This is a genomic window from Bacillus cereus group sp. Bc010 (assembly GCF_027716745.1).
Lineage (GTDB): Bacteria > Bacillota > Bacilli > Bacillales > Bacillaceae_G > Bacillus_A > Bacillus_A pacificus.
Window position 1 is genome coordinate 161663 of sequence record NZ_JAQFUY010000003.1, and the last position, 16564, is coordinate 178226.

Below are 16564 nucleotides of genomic sequence, written 5' to 3' on the forward strand. Positions count from 1 at the left end.
CCTTTTAATACCTATTCTAATTCGTTTTCCTCATAATATCTTGTCACTTTCGATGTAAATAACACACCGTGTAAATGATCGATTTCATGTTGAATTGCACGCGCTAAAAACCCTTCTGCTTCTAATAAAAATACTTTACCTCTGCGATTTTGCGCACGCACTTTAATATAATCCGCACGTTCCACTTCACCATAAAGTCCCGGGAAGCTTAAACAGCCTTCGGGACCTACTTGTTCACCACGTTTTTCTAATATCGATGGATTGATTAACTCAATTTTCCCAGTATCATCACCGATATCAACTACCGCCACTTGCAAGCTTACCCCTACTTGAGGCGCAGCTAAACCGACTCCGTCCGCAATTAACATTGTTTCATGCATATCTTTCAACAATTTCACTAACTTTTTATCAAAGTTAATTACTCTTTCACACGGTGTTTCTAACACTTCATTTGGATGCTTTACTATTTCTAAAACTGCCATATTTCCCTCCGCTACATTAACATTGTTGGATTAAAATCAATTGAGATTTGTAGCTCTTTTTGCATTTCTGCTTGATAATGTTCATTTACCATTTTGAGCACGTTCTTTAAGTTTGGTTCCCGTTTGTATTTTATCATGCATTGATAACGATATCTATCTTTTATCCTTGGAATTGCTGAAGCAACCGGTCCTAACACCATCGTTTGCTGCGAACAGTGCGTCCGTAAATGACCGACAATTTTTTCCGTCACTTGTACTGCCTTTAATAATTCCGGATGAGATACCGTCACAAGTACAACATAGTAATAAGGTGGGTATTGTCTCGTTCGCCTCATTTGCATTTCTTGGTCAAAAAACACATCATATTGTTGGTTCTTTGCTAACTCTATACTATAATGTTCTGGCGTATACGTTTGAATGATAACTTCCCCTGGCAATTCATGTCGGCCTGCTCGTCCACTTACTTGCGTCAATAACTGATAAGTCTTTTCACTCGCCCGGAAATCAGGTAAATGAAGCATCGTATCAGCAGTTAAAACACCAACAAGCGTTACTTTCGGAAAATCTAATCCTTTTGCAATCATTTGTGTTCCAAGTAATATATCTGCTTTTTCTTCCCCGAACGCCTTTAATAATTTCTCATGCATCCCTTTACGACTCGTCGTATCTACATCCATTCGAATGACTCGTGCCTCTGGAAATAGTTTTGTAATTTCTTCTTCTACCTTTTGCGTACCTGTACCAAAGAAACGAATGTATGTACTTTGACAAGCAGGACACGCAGTCGGCATATTTTCTTCGTAACTGCAATAATGGCATTTTAAACGATGGTTCATTTTATGATATGTCAGCGAGATATCACAATGCGGACATTGTACAACATACCCGCAATCACGGCACATAACAAATGTAGAATGACCTCTTCTATTTAAAAAGAGCACCATTTGTTCTTTCTTTTCTAACCGATCTGCTATTTTTTCATGCAGCGCCTTTGAAAACATGGAGCGATTCCCGTCACGAAGTTCTTCACGCATATCAACAATCTCTACTGTCGGTAAAGCTTGTTCGTTCATACGTTTTTCCATCGTCAGTAATTCATACACACCTTTTTTCGCTCTTGCAAACGATTCAAGCGTCGGTGTTGCACTACCAAGAACGATAGGGCATTTATGATATTGTCCTCTCCACACAGCTACATCCCTTGCATGATACCTCGGATTATCTTCTTGCTTATAGCTCGATTCATGTTCCTCATCAATAATAATAATCCCTAAATTTTCAAAAGGAGCAAATACAGCTGAACGTGCACCAACTACGACTTTCACTTCTTTTCTTAAAATCTTACGCCATTCATCATATTTTTCTCCAACAGACAGCGCACTATGAAGAACTGCAACTTGTGAGCCAAATCTACCTTTAAAACGATCTACCATCTGAGGCGTTAGTGCAATTTCAGGAACAAGTACAATAGCTTCTTTTCCTTTCTCGAGCACCGCTGCTATAGATTGTAAATATACTTCTGTTTTTCCGCTTCCTGTAACACCATATAGTAAAAATGGATTGTAAGTTTCATTTGTAATTGATGATAAAATCGGTGTAATAACTTGCTTTTGTTCCTCAGTAAGTGGGAATGGTTTCGTTTGTTCAAAATCGTCATCGTCATACGGATTTCGGTACACTTCCACATACTTTTCTGAGAGTAGTCCCTTTTTAACAAGTGCTTTAATTGGAGCATCTGTTATTTGTAACTCTTCTGTTATTACTTTCAACGGTACACTTTTATAATTTTCCACAAAATAATAGAGGACATCTTGTTGTTTTTTACTTTTCAGTTCAAATGCTGCTAATTCTAATTTATCTTCTGACAACTCCGGTTGAACGACTCTTTGTTTCTTCTTTTGTACTTTATCTTTTACTTGATAAACAACTTCAATCGTGCCATGTTTAATTTCTTGTTGAATCGTGCGGTATAGATGTGGTTGCGTCTCAATCGCTTCCCAATCTATCGCTTCTCTGTCCTGGAATAAAAACAGTAGTTCAGGTGCTACTTCTTCTTGTTTGCGAAGCTGTAGACGTTTTTTATATGTTGCTTTTATCGCCGTTGGAAGCATAACTTGAAAAGCTGAAATCATATAACATAACGTTTCACTTGTAAGCCAATACCCTAGCTTTAACAACTCTTCATTTAAAACGGGTGTTACATCTAAAATTTCATGGATTGTCTTTAACTTCTTACTTTCTACTTCAACAGAATCTTTAATCCCAATAATAAAACCTTGCAATTTCCTTGGGCCAAACGGAACTACTACACGCATGCCTGTCTGGACAATATCTTCCCATTTTTTAGGGATAATATAATCAAATGGTCGATCTGTCTGACGTGCAGGTACATCAACAATTACACTTGCAAATTTCATAGACGATCATCTTCTAACATCATTTCAATTTGCTTTAATATTTCACGAGCAACCTCTTTCTTCGTTAAAAGTGGCAACTCTATAACTTCTCCATCTTTTCTATACATTGTTACAATGTTCGTATCTGTACCAAATCCAGCTCCTTGCGCCTTTACGTCGTTTGCAACAATCATATTCGCATTTTTCTCACGTAACTTTTTCGTTGCATATTCCTCTACGTTTGTCGTTTCAGCCGCAAAACCGATAAGTAACTGTTTGTCCTTCATCTCACCTAACGTTTTTAAAATATCTACTGTTCTCTCAAGTTCAATTACAGCATCGCCATTTTTCTTTTTCATTTTATTATCATGAACGTATTTCGGGCGATAATCTGCAACTGCTGCTGTTTTAATAACAACATCTACGTCTTCATAATGTTGAATAACCGCCTCTAACATATCTTGCGCAGATTCCACTTGCACCGTAGTTACATGTAATGGTGGATGTAATGCTGTCGGTCCCGAAACGAGTATGACGTCAGCACCTAAGTTCGCTGCCACTTCCGCAATCGCATATCCCATTTTTCCAGAAGAAAAATTGGTCATAAAACGAACTGGATCAATCTTTTCACGCGTTGGACCAGCAGTTATTAATATTCTTTTTCCATGTAATGGTTTTTGTTCTGAAAAAGCCTCTTCTAACCGTGCGATAATCGCTTCAGGTTCTTCTAATCTTCCTTTCGCTACATAACCACACGCTAAAAAACCTTCTCCGGGCTCAATAAATGTATACCCTAACGTTTTTAACGTCATCATATTTTTTTGAACAATTTTATTTTCATACATATGCACATTCATAGCAGGTGCAATCCACACTGGGGCTGTAGTAGCTAACAAAGTAGTTGTAATCATATCATCTGCAATACCGTTAGCTAACTTTCCAATACAATTGGCTGTAGCAGGTGCAACAAGTACAACATCTGCCCAATCTGCTAAATCGATATGAGCAATAACAGCTGAGTCTTTCTCATCGAATGTATCCGTATATACATCATGGCGAGAAAGCGCTTGGAATGTAAGAGGTGTAACAAATTTCATTGCCGACTCACTCATCATTACTTTTACAATAGCACCAGATTGTGTCAATTTACTCGTTAACGCAGCCGCTTTAAAGACCGCAATGCCTCCTGTTACACATAAAAGTATCTTTTTCCCTTTTAGCATATGGCTCGTCCTCTTTCTTTTTCAAACTTATCATACTGAAACAAGATTATCAGCTCATCAGTATCAATATTTCTTCCCTACCGTAAAAAAATAACAACCTACTTGTAAATAGGTTGTTACCGTTACATAGAAAATTATAAAGTCTATGTTTTAAATTGTCGAAGACAAAGTCTTATTCAGTTACTTTATCTTCACTTGGTACGTAGCTTAACGCTTCAATATCGATTTCTTCTAATGCTTTACCTACACATTTATGAGAAACTGGTTTTTCTACAACACAGTTATTAGCAAGTTGCATTTCGCGCGCACGTTTTGCAGCCACTGTTACAAGTGTATATTTAGAATCGATTTTTGTTAATAATGAATCAATTGATGGATTTAACATAATTATAGACCCTCCGTCATTTCTTTATAATATTTTGCTACTCTTTCGCGGCGGCAATGTTCGCCAACCACAATTGCTTTAATTCTTTCACAAGCTAGTTCAACTTGGTCGTTTTCTACAACGTAGTCGTAAGCGTCCATCATATCAATTTCTTCTTTCGCTACCGTTAAACGATTTTCAATAACATCTTCAGTTTCTGTACCACGACCGACAATTCGGTTCTTTAGTTCAGATAAACTTGGAGGTGCTAAGAAAATAAATACACCTTCTGGGAAAGCTTTCTTAACTTGAATTGCTCCTTGCACTTCAATTTCTAAGAATACATCTTTTCCTTCTTGTAATGTTTTTTCAACATAGTCAATTGGTGTTCCGTAATAATTACCTACGAACTCAGCCCACTCAAGTAATTTTTCATTACGAATCATTTCCTCAAATTCTTCTCTCTCTTTAAAGAAATAATCCACACCATCCACTTCACCTTCACGCGGCTTACGTGTCGTTACTGAAATGGAATACTGAAAACGTGTATCCTCATGACTAAACAGCTCTTTTCGAACCGTTCCTTTACCAACCCCAGAAGGTCCTGAAAGAACGATGAGCAATCCTCTTCTACTTCTCATAAATATGTAAAACCTACCCTTCCTCACTTAAATCTTCTTTATTATTCAAACGATGTGCAATCGTCTCTGGCTGAATTGGACTTAATACAACATGCCCATCATCCATAACAATAACCGCCCTTGTTTTTCTCCCATACGTAGCATCAAGCAAAGCATTATGTTCGCGTGCTTCCTGTACTGTTCGTTTAATAGGAGCTGACTCCGGACTTACAATAGCAATAATTCGATGAGCAGATACAATATTTCCGTATCCAATATTTAAAAACCGCATGGCCATAGTTTGCGCCTCCTAGTAAGTCTATCCGATTTCTCCACCACGTATAACTTTATATATTTTTTGAAAGCTACTCAATATTTTGTACTTGTTCACGAATTTTTTCAAGGTTATTTTTCATTTCTACAACATATTTTGAAATTGTTAAGTCATTTGCCTTAGAACCAATCGTATTAATTTCTCTATGCATCTCTTGCACGATGAAATCCATTTTCCTTCCAACAGGCTCTTCAATCTGCAGTGTTTCACGGAATTGTTCTAAATGACTTTGCAAACGAACTAACTCTTCGTGAATATCACAACGCTCAGCAAAGATTGCAACTTCTGTTAGCAATCTTTGTTCATCTAGATCTTGATTATGTAATTCCTTTAAGCGATTTTCTAATCGTTCACGATATTTTTGTGTAACAATTGGTGCATGCGGAATAATAGCATTTACACAATTGTGAATCTCTTGTAAGCGATACGCTATATCTTTATGTAATCGTTCTCCTTCGCCATCTCTCATCGTTTTTAACATATGAGCAGCTTGGCGAACAGCCTCATATAAACTGTTCTCAAATTGTTCATTTACGTTTTCTACCTCTTCAATCGCTGTTACTTCTGGCATTGCCATTAATTGCTCGAGTGTAATAGAATCTTGTAATTGAAATTTTCCTTTTATATCTTCCATAATTGATTGGTACTGCTCAAGAAGCGACCAATTCACACTTAATTTTCTTTCAACAAGCCCTTCACCCGCTATACTAATAGACACTTCAATACGTCCACGGCGAACTTGCTGTGCAATTATTTTACGAATTTTGTCTTCAAATACCATCATTTGCTTCGGTAGTCGAATACTCATCTCTAGAAAACGATGGTTCACCGATTTCATTTCTACTGTAATTTGAAAAGTATCACTCTCTACTTTCGACCTTCCAAATCCTGTCATACTACAAATCATTTTTTATCACATCCAAGCCATGAAATAACTCAATGAAAAAGGTAATAGAGACAAGGCTCTACTACCTTCTGTAAATTATATCACATTTTCATATCATTGACTATTTCAAGTTTAATCCCTTCTTATATAATATTGGCTTTTCCTTCTTCCCTTTTTTCCCTGTTAATAAAGAGCCTACTAATAAGAAGGTCGGAATTGACGATAAACCTCCAATTAACAACCAATCTCTCGCTTGTATTGGCATCGTGCTAAAAATCGGTTGTAACGGTGGATAATATATAACGACTAGCATGAGTAGTAATGAAATGATAACCGCTCCTACTAAATACACATTTCCAAACGGATTGCGGTGGAAAACAGAATGCTCACTTCGGCAATCAAATACATGAATCAGCTGAGCAAGTACCAATGTTGCAAACGCTACAGTTTGTGCATATTTCAGTTCATTTGGATGTTGATTATACGCAATAATAAATGCTACTAGCGTCACTGCCCCAATTAGAAAGCCACGACTTATAATTTTCCAGGCAAGCCCTCTAGCAAATACCCCTTCTTTCGGATGACGCGGCGTTCTCTTCATCACGTCTCCCTCGGCCTTATCCAAACCTAACGCCATCGCCGGTAAACCGTCAGTAACTAAATTCACCCATAAAATTTGAATTGGAACCATCGGCAGCGGTAGTGCAAGTAACATTGCAAATAACATGACCAAAATTTCTCCAACGTTCGATGCTAATAAATAACGAATAAACTTACGTATGTTCTCGTATATATTTCTACCTTCTTTAATTGCTGATTTTATCGTAGCGAAATTATCGTCCAGCAATACGAGAGAAGAAGCTTCTTTTGCAACATCTGTCCCTGTAATTCCCATCGCTATCCCAATATCCGCAGTTTTTATAGCCGGAGCATCGTTTACTCCATCACCTGTCATCGCCACTATATGTCCTTTATTTTGCAACGCCTTAACAATTTTTAATTTATGTTCTGGTGATACACGAGCAAATACATACGTATCTTCTACAACATTTTCTAATTCTTCTACATCCATAGTTGCGAGTTCTACCCCTTCAACAACGCGTCCACCTGGTGGTAAAATGCTTAATTGTTCTGCAATCGCCATTGCAGTCACTTTATGATCACCTGTAATCATCACCGTTCGAATACCAGCTTCTCTGCACTCTTTTACTGCCTGCTCTACTTCTGGTCTTGGCGGATCAATCATTCCTTGTATTCCAACTAACATAAAATCTTTTTCAACGTCTCTTTCATGTTCAATTGAGTCTGTTACTTTTAAAGGCTTAAAAGCAACTGCAATTGTTCGAAGTGCTTGACTACCTAAGCTATGAATAGCCGCCTGTACTTCTTTTCTATACAACTCACTTAATGGTTGCTGCTTATCCCCCCATAAAATCGTTTGACTCATTTGCAGAAGGACATCTGGTGCTCCCTTCGTAACGACAAACTTTTTACCCTCTCGATCTCGTACAATAACACTCATCATTTTTCGAGTTGAATCAAACGGAAATTCACGGATAATTTCAAATTTCCCTTTCAGCGCCTCACGCGTTATCCCCGCTTTCATTGCTGCAGCTACAAGCGCTCCCTCAGTTGGATCTCCATCTAATACATACGCCTTTTTCTTTTGAATAATATTTGCGTTATTGCATAACGAACCAAATGTAAGTAGTTGATAAAGTGATTTCGTCTTAGCTGGATTAATTTCTTTTTCACCTTTCATAAACGAGCCATTAGGTTCATATCCTTGGCCTGTCACTTTCCACAACTCTCCACCTGACCACATATGTGTTACCATCATTTTGTTTTGCGTCATCGTTCCTGTTTTATCAGAGCATATAACAGAAGCGCAACCTAATGTTTCTACTGCTGGTAACTTTCTTACAATTGCTCTCTTTTTTATCATACGCTGTACACCAAGTGATAAGGCTACTGTAACAATTGCTGGCAATCCTTCTGGAATAGCAGCAACAGCTAGCGACACACCCGCTAAAAACATATGATACACTTCATTCCCTTGATACACACCAGCTAACACGACAAGCGCTGTCAAAACAAGAGCCACAATAATTAATATTTTTCCGAGTTGCTCTAATCTTCTTTGCAGTGGTGTTTCCATCTGCTCTGCATTTTGTAACATATTTGCAATTTGTCCCATCGCTGTATTCATACCCGTTGCTACAACGACTCCTGTTCCAGACCCTCGTGTAATCATCGTACCCATAAAAGCCATATTTTTTTGATCACCAATTGAAACATCTTGCCCTTGCAATGCTTCTACTTTCTTCTGCACGGGTACTGACTCTCCTGTCAAAGCCGATTCTTCAATATATAAACTCGACGCCTCAACAAGACGTACATCAGCTCCAACACGATCGCCACTAGAAAATTTAATAATATCACCTAAAACGAGTGCTTTAGACGGTGCCTTTACCCACTTTCCATTTCGCAGTACAGTTACTTGCGGGGCGGCTAGCTCTTTTAAAGCTTCCAATGACTTTTCAGCCTTTCTTTCTTGAAAAAATCCGAGAATACCATTGATAATAACAATTGCCACAATCGCAATAGAATCAATGTATTCCCCTAAAAAAGCCGAAACGATTGTTGCACCAAACAAAACAAGCACCATAAAATCTTTAAATTGCGCCAAAAATACCATTAGTGCAGAAGGCCTTTTCGCTTCATCTAGTTCATTTGTACCAAATTTTTTTATTCGCCCTTCTGCTTCTTTCTCTGTAAGTCCAACCTTCACATTTGTATTCGTTCTTTCTTCCACTTCATGTGCACGCATTCCATACCAGTTCATCCTGCTATCGACCTCCTGATTCCAGACATACTCTATTGAAAGCTTATTCAGCCTCGTCCAAAAAAATGCTATAATTAACTTTTAGTTAGAAAGGAGTGTTTTTATGGCATTCGATGGATTATTTACAAGAGCGATTACGCATGAAATTGCAAATTCTCTTTACACAGGAAGAATTTCTAAGATATACCAACCTTCAAAATACGAGATTTTATTACATATTCGAGCAAACGGAAAAAATCAAAAACTGATTCTTTCCGCTCATCCGACATATGCACGTTTACACTTAACAAATCAAAATTATGATTCACCTGCACTTCCACCAATGTTCTGTATGCTTCTTCGTAAGCATTTAGAAGGTGGATTTATTGAAAAAATTGAACAAATTGATTTAGAGCGTATTATTCAAATTACCGTTCGTAGCAGAAATGAAATTGGTGATGAATCGCTAAAAACATTAGTAATTGAAATTATGGGACGACATAGTAACATCATTTTAGTAGATACAAAAACAAACAATATTTTAGATAGCTTAAAACACGTTTCCTTAGCAGTAAACCGACATCGAACTGTATACGCTGGAGCTGAATATATTGCACCACCGGCACAACATAAAATTAACCCACTTCAGATCGAAACAAATGATGAATTTATTAGACCGCTAGACTTTCTATCTGGAAACATGGATAAACAGCTAGTCGGAACCTTTACCGGAATATCACCATTATTCGCAAAAGAAGTAGTGAAAAAAGCAGGTATGGTAAATGAAAAAGCATTAGCTAACGCATTTTTCTCCATACAAAAACCATTATTAACTCATACATATTCACCAACAATGACTACTTCAAATGGGAAAGAATTCTTTTATCTTTTCCCTCTTGCGCACTTAGCTGGAGAAGACAAGACATTCTCATCTGTTAGTGAATTGCTAGACCGTTTCTTTTTTGGAAAAGCAGAGCGTGACCGTGTAAAACAACAAGCTCATGATTTAGAGCGCTTTATGCAAAACGAAAAAAATAAAAATGAGAAAAAACTCATTAAACTAGAAAAAACATTACAAGATGCTGGAAAAGCAGATAAATATCAACTATTTGGCGAACTACTTACAGCCAATATGTACGCTTTGAAAAAAGGCGATAAAGATATTGAAGTCGTTAACTATTATGATGAAAATGGCGGAACTGTAAAGATCGCATTAGATCCTTTAAAAACGCCATCTGAAAATGCACAACGCTATTTCCAAAAGTACCAAAAAGCGAAAAATTCAGTTGTTGTTGTAGAAGAACAAATCGAAAAAACAAAGGAAGAAATTCTTTATTTTGATAGCTTACTTCAACAAATGGAAGCTGCTTCTTCAAAAGATATTGAAGAAATTCGTGAGGAATTAGCTGAAGAAGGTTATATGCGCAATCGTAAAACGAAAAACGGAAAGAAAAAGCCTACTAAACCAGTATTAGATAAATATGTAGCAAGTGATGGCACAGAGATTTTCGTCGGTAAAAACAATAAGCAAAATGATTATTTAACAACGAAATTTGCCCGTCGTGATGAAATTTGGTTACATACGAAAGACATACCTGGTTCTCACGTTGTCATTCGTTCTTTAGAACCTGCTGAAGAAACTTTACTAGAAGCTGCCAAAATTGCTGCTTATTACAGTAAAGCAAAAGAGTCTAGTTCTGTACCTGTTGATTTCACCAAAATACGCCATGTGAAAAAACCGAGTGGTGCAAAACTTGGTTTTGTTACGTACGACAATCAGCAAACCGTATATGTTACACCGGATGCTGATACTGTAATGAAATTAAAAGCTTAAATATAAAAATGCGTTGCTCATAAGCAACGCATTTTTATATTCGTTCCAACTAGTTCATATACCCATTCACTAATTCATAACATCTTTCTTTTGTCATCTTGTATTTCTCTTCTGAAGCATCTATACGTCTCATCGTCCCGTTATTTGTATCAGTACCAATTGCTTTAACCTTACTTTCCTTTTCTTTAACCCACGCAATTTGTTTCGTTTTTAATGACTGAAATGCATCAGGGGACATCGTATTTTTTAATGTACTGTAAATTTCATTTAGTTTATTATCCCACAGTTCATAATTTCCTTCTATTTCATTTACTATGTCATTTGTTGACATGACATTTGTATGTTTTTCTTGGTTTTCTAGAGCCGCTAACTCATTTAAAACCTTACTTTTACCTACTGCTGACGAAGTTTCTTTTTTAGCCTGCTTCTCTTCTTTAGAAGTAGCATGCGTACTCATGTTATTTTCCTTAATGTTTTCGTGTTCTTGACTACTATTTTCTTTCGCTTCTTTTTCCTGCTTTTGCTCATCTAAATTATATGTAATAACCGATGTTTTTGCATCCACAGCTATTGATCTAGTATTTTCTTTAAAAATATATTTTTTGTCACCACTGTTTTCTTCTTTAACAAAATCGACATTCTTAAAGCCTCGAATTTTCAGAAACTCACTAGCTTCTTCCTTCGTAAGTTTTAAATCTCTCGGTGTATGCGATGACCATTTATCCATTAACCATTTTCCATCTTTATAAACGAAAATAAATTCCCATATCTCTGCTTCATTTCCCATATCATTTGAAGGTATAATCGTTTCAATCGTTAAATTTTTATCTTTCTGTGTATACGTTAATCTCATTTCTGGTTCAATATTAATAGGGAATGGCAACATATCTGTCTCTCTAGATCTATTAAATGTTTCAAGCGAATTAGGAAGCTGGTTCTCTACAAATTTTTCTGTAACTAATCCCTTAACTCCTTTTTTCGCTGTCGCCAAATCTCCAGGATTATTTCGACTCCATCCATTTTCTTTTTCCATCTCACTAAATGCATTTGCTATTGCATCTACACTCTTTCTTACAATCTTTTTCGCTTCTTTTTCTGTCACTTCTGGCGCTTCATCAAGCTGTTCAATCGTTTCATTTGCTTGAGCTTTGATTTCACTTTTTTCACACCCTGTTACAACTAGCATACTAGCAGCGAAGCAAAATGACATGACTTTACTTAATTTCTTCATATACTCACATTCCTTATTCCTATTTATTCGTTACGCACCTTTATCTACAAGAACACATAACGACCTCTTATTATACCAATTATCACCATTTATTTATACAAAAAATATAATATTAGAATTGAAAGATTATAATATGCAAGTTTACATTACTGTATAAATTTTTTACATCCTCATTTTATATTTGTCTAGTTTTTTTGACACAAAACTCCCTCTTCTCTTTTATTGTCAATAAGTATATTGGCACAATTTTTGCTTTATTAAATATAAAAAGGAGGCATTAAAATGAATATAAGAATAACTAATATCCAAAAACAACTACATAAGTATGGAATTGACGGGTTACTTATTACAAAAAAAGAAAATCGTCAATATGCAACAGGCTTTACAGGTAGTGCTGGCGTCGTCTTAATCTCTGCGGATCAAGCTGTTTTCATAACAGATTTCCGCTATGTAGATCAAGCAAAATCACAAATACAAGATGCTGAAATTGTTATGCATAAAGGAAATTTAGAAAAAGAGATTGCACATCAAGTATCGAAATTAAACATTCAAAAACTTGGAATTGAAGAAAACAACATGACATTGCAACAATATAAAAACTTGCAAAAATACGTACATACGGAAATGATTCAAGTGTGCGAAATTATCGAAAGTATTCGTATCATTAAAGACACGCCTGAAATAGAAACAATGAAAATTGCAGCTCATATTGCGGACGAAGCATTTCACCACATTCTTACGTTTCTAAAACCGGGAATAAGTGAAAATGATGTACGAGATGAGTTAGAATTTTTCATGCGAAAAAAAGGAGCTACATCTTCATCATTTCAAATTATTGTAGCTTCTGGTGTTCGTTCTTCTCTTCCTCATGGCGTTGCATCAAATAAAATAATCGAGCGGAGCGACATCGTTACATTAGATTTCGGTGCACTTTACGACGGATACTGTTCCGATATAACACGTACTGTAGCAATCGGGGAACCATCAGAAGAATTTAAAAAGATATACAATATTGTACGAGAAGCATTAAAACGTGGGACTGAAGCGATTAAACCTGGAGAAACTGCAAAACGTATCGATGATATAACGAGAAACTACATTACTGAGCATGGATACGGTCAATATTTTGGACATTCTACTGGTCATGGTCTTGGATTAGAAATTCATGAACCTCTCCGCCTATCCCAAGAAAGTAAGGCTACTTTAGAAGAGGGTATGGTCGTTACAGTTGAACCAGGTATTTACATACCTAACTGGGGCGGTTGTAGAATTGAAGATGATATTGTCATTACAAAAGACGGATATGAAGTTATTACAAAATCAAATAGAGAACTAATTGTAATCCCTTGTTAATATTTTGAAATTTTCAACAGGATTTTTTCTCTGCACATAGAATGCCTTCTCTGGAGTATTCGTTTAAAGAGGGGGAATTGTAATTGAACTTTGTAATAGATAAAATCGATGGTTTACATCCTGAATTTTCCAAACTAGTTTCCATGATGAATTACGCTCGCTATACAACAATGCAAGAGGTGGAAGATTTAACAATGGAAGAACTTGATTATTTATATAATGAGGAAGCAAATTCAATCGGCATGCTATTATATCACATGGCTGCTGTTGAATTTTATTACCAGATTCATACTTTTGAAGACCGCGAACCAACGGAGGCCGAACTAGAAAGATGGTTACCTGGCCTCGAGTTAGAAGCTCTTGGACGTGAGAAAATAAAAGGAAACTCTATAGAATTTTATATTGATACATTACAAGAAGTACGTTCCAAAACAATTGAAACATTCCAATCGTTACCTGATGAATGGCTGTTTAAAACGACAGACTTTTGGTATGACAAACAAGCAAATAACTATTTTAAGTGGTTTCACGTATTTGAAGATGAAATCAATCATCGCGGACAAATTCGTTTAATTAAAAAGATGCAAAAAGCTCATTCAATAAAATGAGAAAGTGCCACCGAATAAGGTGGCACTTTTTTTATTCATTAGCAAATAACTTTTCATTTACTTTTTTAGCGACTAGCGCTACCACTATTAAAACACACATTAAATATAGTAATTTTGCAATAAATAACCAGCCTTGAAACATTACAATCCCATCTATTATTTCATTTCCCTTCAGTAACAAAAATGGAATCGTGCTAATTATAATAACAAACTCGATGCTGAAAATAATTTTCTTTTTTCGGCTGTATGCTTTCCACTCGTCCCAGCGATACATAGGAGCAAAAACCAACACCCCTATACATAATATAACTGGCACCCATGCACTGTTAAGAAATTGTCCTGAAATAACTGATAATAGCAAACAAACGAGCACACCATAATACCCAATTTTTTTGTGCATAAGCCCTCCTTCAATTCCATTTTTAGGATTAATTGTATTATAACATCCATTTATCATTCTTACCATTACAGTACATGAAATTTTACTTTTTCTTTTTCCTATACTCACATACTTTCACCGCTTTCATACAATAAACTACACGAATGCCTAAAGGATGTGAATGTTATGGGAGTTGAATTAACGCTATTACACGCTCTCTATGTTATTTGTTTACTCACCATTATTACCTTTTTTATTTTCCGAAAGGATACGACGATTATTTGTATCGTTTTTATCTTTTTATTAGCATTAACAGCTACAAGTTCTATCCCTCTTGCCATTAGCGGTATTTTTCAAAGTTTCATTTACGCTATTACTGAACTTTTACCAACTATATTAATCATTTCCATTATCGTATCAATGAGCAATCTACTCGTTCATACCGGCATAAATGATACGATGATTTCACCATTTACAAAGATGATTCGTACCCCTACCCTCGCCTACTGGATTATCGGCCTTTTAATGATGACAATTTCTTTCTTCTTTTGGCCTTCTCCAGCTGTCGCCTTAATGGGGGCTATTTTATTACCCGTCGCTGTACGCGTTGGCCTTCCGCCAATTGGAGTTGCCATCGCTATGAACTTATTCGGACACGGCATCGCCTTATCTGGTGACTTCGTTATTCAAGGTGCACCAAAATTAACAGCGGACGCTGCTGGTCTTCCTGTTTCTAGCGTTGTTTCTGCCAGTGTTCCTCTCGTAATTGTTATGGGCATTGTGACAACTTCCGTCGCATTTTTCTTCTTACGAAAAGAATTTCATACAGGATTATCTTCTATACAAGAATCTATTCCATCAACTGCGTCTTCTAAAACGCTCACTTCATTATCTCCTCAGACAAAAAAATGGCTCGCTATTTGTATTCCGATCATATATGCCATCGATATCCTTTGCATGATTCAATTTAAACTACAAGGAAGCGACGCAACTGCACTTATCGGTGGGACCACTGTTATTATGATTATCATCATTTCTCTCATCGCTTACAAAGGAAATGGACTAAATAAAACGACCGATTATTTTATAGAAGGGCTCCAATTTGGCTTTAAAATCTTTGGTCCAGTTATTCCAATTGCTGCACTCTTTTATTTAGGAGATAGCGGTTTTGTAAAAATTATCGGAGACTATTTACCGAAAGGTTCACACGGAATCATTAACGACTTAGGAATCGCTTTGTCTCAAACTGTTCCTTTAAATCAATATGTATCGGCAGGGACATTAACTATCGTTGGTGTCATTACCGGCTTAGATGGATCTGGCTTTTCTGGTATATCACTTGCTGGTTCCATTGCCAATCTTTTCGGAACAGCACTTGGCCATGGAACAGCTACATTAACAGCCCTCGGGCAAATTGCAGCTATATGGACCGGGGGCGGGACGTTAATTCCTTGGGCACTTATTCCTGCCGCTGCGATTTGTAAAGTCGATCCATTTGAACTTGCACGTCGAAACTTTTTACCAGTTGGGATTGGCTTAATTGTCACCACGATCGTTGCGATGTTTATTCTATAGCGTAAGCAAGTTTTCTTTTGCTTACGCTTTTTGCTTGTAAAATTCATCATGAATTATCAGTTTTCAAGAGGGATTCGTTATTACTTAGCGAAATTATATTAGGAGAGTAATTTTTTCAAAACGTTTACGAGAAACAGATTACTTCCATTAGAAAAGGGGACATAGCTATGAATGAATTGATTTTCGTCTTATTAATTTGTCCATTACTTATCTTTATCATTTCTATTGTTGGAACCTGCAAGACAAAAACGTATTACGTCATGCCGATTGTAACGTTTGCTAGTTTTTTAATAATAGGTGTTATCGCCTTTACTCCGAAGTTTTTCTTTTGGGTTGGCATGTATAGCATCTTCTCATTTATTGTTTCTTATATGACGCTATCGTTTGTGAGAGGGTATGAAGTTGTGGAAAACGCTAAATAGTTGCTAGCAAGGGGATCGTCATATGATTTTCTT

Annotated in this window: 15 protein-coding genes; 5 read left to right on the forward strand and 10 right to left on the reverse strand. The window is 36.5% G+C overall.

Features of this window, described 5'->3' with window-relative positions:
- Positions 1-11: 11 nt before the first annotated feature.
- The 8 genes from def to PDQ68_RS06250 all read right to left on the reverse strand — a co-directional run bounded on the left by def (position 12) and on the right by PDQ68_RS06250 (position 9150).
- On the reverse strand, positions 12-482 hold the full coding sequence (def, locus tag PDQ68_RS06215) for a peptide deformylase (protein ID WP_000279468.1): 471 nt from the start codon (positions 480-482) through the stop codon (positions 12-14).
- A gap of 11 nt (positions 483-493) precedes the next feature.
- Positions 494-2899, reverse strand: a complete 2406-nt coding sequence (gene priA / locus PDQ68_RS06220; protein WP_000666730.1) for a primosomal protein N' — start codon at positions 2897-2899, stop codon at positions 494-496.
- Complete coding sequence (coaBC, locus tag PDQ68_RS06225) at positions 2896-4101, reverse strand: bifunctional phosphopantothenoylcysteine decarboxylase/phosphopantothenate--cysteine ligase CoaBC (protein WP_000911756.1); 1206 nt, start codon at positions 4099-4101, stop codon at positions 2896-2898. Before coaBC ends, priA begins: the two co-directional genes overlap by 4 nt.
- A 172-nt stretch (positions 4102-4273) precedes the next feature.
- Positions 4274-4486, reverse strand: a complete 213-nt coding sequence (rpoZ, locus tag PDQ68_RS06230) for a DNA-directed RNA polymerase subunit omega (RefSeq protein WP_000933969.1) — start codon at positions 4484-4486, stop codon at positions 4274-4276.
- Positions 4487-4488: 2 nt separating this feature from the next.
- Positions 4489-5106, reverse strand: a complete 618-nt coding sequence (gene gmk, locus PDQ68_RS06235; RefSeq protein ID WP_001257738.1) for a guanylate kinase — start codon at positions 5104-5106, stop codon at positions 4489-4491.
- 13 nt (positions 5107-5119) lie between these two features.
- A complete protein-coding gene (gene remA / locus PDQ68_RS06240) occupies positions 5120-5383 on the reverse strand; it encodes an extracellular matrix/biofilm regulator RemA (protein WP_001251456.1) in 264 nt (87 codons plus the stop codon).
- A 67-nt stretch (positions 5384-5450) separates the two neighbouring features.
- Entirely contained in the window at positions 5451-6326 is an 876-nt protein-coding gene (locus PDQ68_RS06245) for a YicC/YloC family endoribonuclease (RefSeq protein ID WP_000564120.1), read from the reverse strand.
- A 100-nt stretch (positions 6327-6426) separates the two neighbouring features.
- Entirely contained in the window at positions 6427-9150 is a 2724-nt protein-coding gene (locus PDQ68_RS06250; protein WP_001104744.1) for a calcium-translocating P-type ATPase, SERCA-type, read from the reverse strand.
- A 103-nt stretch (positions 9151-9253) separates the two neighbouring features.
- On the opposite strand from PDQ68_RS06250, the gene PDQ68_RS06255 reads away from it, so the two are divergent.
- Positions 9254-10963, forward strand: a complete 1710-nt coding sequence (locus tag PDQ68_RS06255) for an Rqc2 family fibronectin-binding protein (protein WP_049110777.1) — start codon at positions 9254-9256, stop codon at positions 10961-10963.
- A gap of 49 nt (positions 10964-11012) precedes the next feature.
- Here PDQ68_RS06255 and PDQ68_RS06260 read toward each other — a convergent pair whose 3' ends face one another.
- Positions 11013-12194 (reverse strand): lysozyme inhibitor LprI family protein, encoded by a 1182-nt coding sequence (locus tag PDQ68_RS06260; RefSeq protein WP_061183961.1) that lies wholly within the window; start codon positions 12192-12194, stop codon positions 11013-11015.
- A 282-nt stretch (positions 12195-12476) separates the two neighbouring features.
- On the opposite strand from PDQ68_RS06260, the gene PDQ68_RS06265 reads away from it, so the two are divergent.
- Both PDQ68_RS06265 and PDQ68_RS06270 read left to right on the forward strand, forming a co-directional pair.
- Positions 12477-13547, forward strand: coding sequence for a M24 family metallopeptidase (locus tag PDQ68_RS06265; protein WP_001026203.1), 1071 nt, complete (start codon positions 12477-12479; stop codon positions 13545-13547).
- An 83-nt stretch (positions 13548-13630) separates the two neighbouring features.
- Entirely contained in the window at positions 13631-14155 is a 525-nt protein-coding gene (locus PDQ68_RS06270) for a DinB family protein (RefSeq protein WP_061183960.1), read from the forward strand.
- 31 nt (positions 14156-14186) lie between these two features.
- Here PDQ68_RS06270 and PDQ68_RS06275 read toward each other — a convergent pair whose 3' ends face one another.
- On the reverse strand, positions 14187-14555 hold the full coding sequence (locus tag PDQ68_RS06275; RefSeq protein ID WP_061183982.1) for a YoqO family protein: 369 nt from the start codon (positions 14553-14555) through the stop codon (positions 14187-14189).
- 165 nt (positions 14556-14720) lie between these two features.
- Here PDQ68_RS06275 and PDQ68_RS06280 point away from each other — a divergent pair, with 165 nt between their 5' ends.
- Together PDQ68_RS06280 and PDQ68_RS06285 are read left to right on the forward strand one after the other, a co-directional pair.
- Positions 14721-16109, forward strand: coding sequence for a membrane protein (locus PDQ68_RS06280; RefSeq protein WP_016718315.1), 1389 nt, complete (start codon positions 14721-14723; stop codon positions 16107-16109).
- A 167-nt stretch (positions 16110-16276) separates the two neighbouring features.
- Positions 16277-16531, forward strand: coding sequence for a YbeF family protein (locus PDQ68_RS06285; RefSeq protein WP_061183959.1), 255 nt, complete (start codon positions 16277-16279; stop codon positions 16529-16531).
- Positions 16532-16564: the final 33 nt, after the last annotated feature.